Origin of the sequence: Bradyrhizobium sp., from assembly GCF_049512235.1 — a bacterium.
In the GTDB taxonomy this organism is placed as follows: Bacteria; Pseudomonadota; Alphaproteobacteria; order Rhizobiales; family Xanthobacteraceae; genus Bradyrhizobium.
Genome location: NZ_JBEKXH010000544.1, coordinates 1 through 4,015, shown reverse-complemented (window position 1 = coordinate 4,015; position 4,015 = coordinate 1). Strand labels below are relative to the sequence as shown.

Annotated in this window: 5 protein-coding genes; 4 read left to right on the top strand and 1 reads right to left on the bottom strand. The window is 62.0% G+C overall.

The window, feature by feature from the left end:
- Nucleotides 1–220: 220 nt before the first annotated feature.
- Complete coding sequence (locus tag ABSG20_RS31390; protein ID WP_423868332.1) at nucleotides 221–1,042, bottom strand: enoyl-CoA hydratase/isomerase family protein; 822 nt, start codon at nucleotides 1,040–1,042, stop codon at nucleotides 221–223.
- Between the two features lie 163 nt (nucleotides 1,043–1,205).
- Here ABSG20_RS31390 and dinB point away from each other — a divergent pair, with 163 nt between their 5' ends.
- The 4 genes from dinB to ABSG20_RS31370 all read left to right on the top strand — a co-directional run.
- Nucleotides 1,206–2,453, top strand: a complete 1,248-nt coding sequence (gene dinB / locus ABSG20_RS31385) for a DNA polymerase IV (RefSeq protein ID WP_423868333.1) — start codon at nucleotides 1,206–1,208, stop codon at nucleotides 2,451–2,453.
- 141 nt (nucleotides 2,454–2,594) lie between these two features.
- Nucleotides 2,595–3,122 (top strand): phage tail protein, encoded by a 528-nt coding sequence (locus ABSG20_RS31380; protein ID WP_423868331.1) that lies wholly within the window; start codon nucleotides 2,595–2,597, stop codon nucleotides 3,120–3,122.
- Nucleotides 3,123–3,135: 13 nt separating this feature from the next.
- Nucleotides 3,136–3,639 carry a phage tail protein gene (locus ABSG20_RS31375; RefSeq protein ID WP_423868330.1) on the top strand — a complete coding sequence of 168 codons (504 nt, stop codon included), beginning with the start codon at nucleotides 3,136–3,138 and terminating at the stop codon, nucleotides 3,637–3,639.
- Nucleotides 3,640–3,648: 9 nt separating this feature from the next.
- Nucleotides 3,649–4,015 (top strand): phage tail protein (locus tag ABSG20_RS31370; protein ID WP_423868329.1); only part of this gene is annotated, 367 nt, incomplete at its 3' end.

Here is a 4,015-nt window from a genome sequence, read left to right as displayed (position 1 = left end):
GAACTGATCGCGTTCGTAATCTCCGATTTTGTGTTTGACATGAGAGCATCCCCTTTCATGCTGGATCCTGTTCGCCGCATTTGCGTGAGAAGCCGTCATTTCCGATTGCAGCATCAAAAGTGCAAATCACGAGCCTCGGTCAGGCAAGATGGGCGCGGAACCAGTCGATGGCCGCATGCGACGCCGTCTTGAATTCACCGAGATAGGGATCTCTTTTTGATTAATCGTCGGCCAACCTGCCGAGCAATCCGGCCAGGTCCATTTCTGCATCGCGAGTTTGGAAGCCGTGCCTCAATGCGGCCTGGAAGCGCTTTTGGGCCTCCGGTTTGCTCGCCCCTTCGCCGAACAGATCGGAATCCCGGCGAAAGTCCTCGACCGGCGCGAGCGTGATCGCATTGACCCGGTCCTTGACCGCGGCGACACCGGCGGCCGGGAATTTGGCGATCCGATGGGCGAGCGACTGAACGAAATCACCGAGATCCTTCGCGGGCAAGGTTCGATTGACCCAGCCGTACCGCTCGGCCAGTTCCGCGTCGTAATCTTGCGCGCTCAACATGACTTCGAGGGCCCGGCCGCGGCCCATGAGACGTGCGAGGTGTTGGATGCCGCCCGCGCCGGGGCTCGCGCCGGTCCCCGCCTCCGGATGACCGAAAATCGCTGACTCGCGCGCGGCAAAGCGCATGTCGCAGGCCAGCACGAACTCACTACCGGCGCCGCGGGCGCGACCCTCGATCTGCGCGATGCTGACGAGCCGGCTCGCGCTCAGATAGCGAAAAAGAAGGCCGATCGACGCTTCGCCCACCAGCTTCGCGGCCTCCTGCCGGTACTCCTTGATCCGGGTCACGTCGACATGGGAGATGAAATAGTCGGGGTCCGCACTCCTGAACACGAGCACCTTGATGGCGTTGTCGGCCTCAGATTGCTGAATGAGCGAGACCAAATCGCGGACCATTTCCGGTCCTAAAAGATTCATGGGCGGGGCCATAATATCCACGAGCAGAACGGCTCCTTCCCTGCTTATATTGAGCGTCTCGAAGATCATAGAAACCTCCTGCATAGAGTGGACTTTCGCGCTTTTGAGTTGATCCTTAAGTTCGTATCACGGCTGAATGCCGATCACCGATCGCTTGACACGCGTCACCGTTGTTCTCATTATGTTCTCCTCTGCGATCACCCCTTCGAAACGTCATGGGCGGACAGTCGGGATGGCGACCACAGCCACCATCCTCCATGCGGACCTGGATGCGTTCTATGCCTCGGTAGAGCAACTGCTTGACCCCTCGTTGCGCGGCAAACCCATCGCCGTCGGTGGTGGAGTTGTGCTTGCCGCTTCGTACGAAGCGAGGGCGTTCGGGGTCCGCGGCGGTATGCCGGGATGGCAGGCGCGTGAACTCTGTCCGCAACTCAGATTCGTCAGCGGACACTTCAGGGAGTACCAACGGCTGGGCGATGCCGCCATCGGGGTGATCGGCGATTTCACGCCCCTCGTCGAGCGGATTTCCATCGACGAGGCCTTTGCGGACGTCGCGGGCTGCACCCATCTGTTCGGTCCGCCTGCCGAAATTGCAAGGGCGATCCGCCAGCGCGTGCGCACGGAGCTTGGCCTTCCGATCTCAGTCGGTGTGGCGCGCACCAAGCATCTGGCAAAGATTGCCTCGCAAGTGGCAAAGCCTGACGGGCTGGTGATGGTCGATCCCGGCAGCGAGCTGCAATTCCTTCACCACCTGCCTGTCGAGCTGATGTGGGGCGTGGGTCCGGCCACGAAGGCGCGGCTGGCCGGGATCGGCGTCCTGACGATCGGGCAGCTGGCAACGACGCCGGGATGGTCGCTCGAGCGATTGCTCGGTCGCGCGGCAGGGGAGAAACTCGCAAGCCTGGCTTGGAATCGTGACCCCCGGGAAATCAAGGTGCATCGCCGGGCCCGATCGGCAGGGGCGCAGTCGGCGATCGGCAGGAAGCCGGCCGAAGAGCTGTTTATTCGGCCCACCCTGTTTCACCTCGCGGACCGGATCGGCACCCGGCTGCGGGCCAAGTCCAGGCCGGGCCGAACCGTGACGGTCCGCGTTCGCTTCGCCAACCTGAACTCGGCTACGCGCTCGGTGACGCTCGACGCGCCGATCTCCGCCACCGTGATCCTCGCCGAGCTCGCCGGGGAGCTGGTGCGCGCGGTGCTTGCGGATCACCCCGACGAGAAGACCATCTCGCTCTTGGCGATCTCTGTGTCGCATCTTGAGGAGCGCTGGGATCTGGAGCTGGAACTGCCGCTTGGACTTCAGGATGAAGGCCGCCGCCCCGGCAGCAAAATGGGCATGGCTCGTTTCGCGGCCGACCGTGCCGTCGATAAGATCCGCGGTCGCTTTGGATGGGATGCTATTGGATACGGCTCGGTGGTGCTGGGCATCTCTCGTTCCGTTCCCGACGAGTTTCGCGAACTCGCCGAAAAGGACCTGTGACTGCCATCTCAGCTGCCATCGCGGGGAGTTTCCATCCGTGATGGCGTCCGCAGCCGGTTCTCGAGCATCGCAGATGCCGGCGTCCTCCACCACAACTTGAATGGGAAAAAAGGCTGGCCATTTGGATTGGCCAAAGTTAGGTTGTCCGAAACGGGCTGGGGGAGACGGGAGATGGCGGAGCCTTTTCTGGGCGAAATCAAGATCGTGTCGTTCAACTTCCCGCCGAAAGGATGGGCGTTTTGCAACGGGCAGTTGATGGCCATCAATCAGAATCAGGCCTTGTTCTCGTTACTCGGAACGACCTATGGCGGTGACGGCCGGCAAACTTTCGGGCTGCCCAACCTGCAGGGACGAACGCCGATTCATTTTGGCAACGACTTCGTCCTGGGTGCAGTCGGGGGCGAGCAGAGCCACACCCTCACGATACCCGAGATGCCGGCGCACCTGCACACGGCGAATGCGTCGACCACGGCGGCCAATGCGCCGATTCCCACCGGCAACGATCTGGGTGCCGTTGCAAACCTCTATGGAGCGGCGGCCAATCTGACAACACTGTTGCCGTCCACGCTGTCCAATGTCGGCGGCAGCCAGCCGCATCCGAACATGCAGCCGTATTTGACCCTGAACTTCTGTGTCGCCCTGCAGGGCATCTTCCCGAGCCAGAACTGAGAGGGGTACGGCCATGTCACAGCCTTTCGTCGGCGAGATCCGCATGTTTGCCGGCAATTTTGCGCCGGCGGGCTGGATGTTCTGCGAGGGCCAGCTGCTGCCGATCAATGAATTCGATACTCTCTTTAACCTGATCGGCACCACCTATGGGGGCGACGGTCAGTCGACATTCGCCCTGCCCGATCTGCGCGGTCGCCTCCCGGTCCATGTGGGCCCCGGCTTCGTGCAGGCCCAGCAGGGCGGCGTCGAGCAGGTCACACTGACCGTGCCGCAGATGCCGGCGCACAGCCATCCGATGGTGGCGACGACAAACAATGGCAATAACAATAATCCGAGCGGGCTGGTGTTGGGAGGCCAGCCTTCCATCGCGCTCTATTTTGCGGCCGCGGGAAGCGATGTTCTGGACCCTCGGACCATCGGCACAACCGGCGGCAGCCAGCCGCACGACAATTTCCAGCCATATCTCTGCGTCGATTTCATCATTTCACTGTTCGGGATCTTCCCGAGCCAGACCTAGGATCGCGCCATGGCCAATCCCTTCCTTGCCGAAATCCGCATCTTCGGATTCAACTTCCCGCCGAAGGGCTGGGCCTTTTGCAATGGCCAGCTGCTGCCGATCTCGCAGCAAACCGCGCTGTTCTCGCTGCTCGGCACCACCTATGGCGGCGACGGCAGGAGCACTTTCCAGCTGCCGAACATGCAGAACAATGCACCGATGCACCCGGGCCAGGGTCCCGGCCTGTCGCTGCACGACCTCGGCGAGACCGGTGGCTCGGAAACGGTAACGCTGCTGCTAACGGAAATTCCCGCGCACGGCCACCCCGTGACGGCATCCGCGAGCCAGGGCCTGTTAAACACGCCGAGTGCCACCACCGGCCTGTCGAGATCGAAAG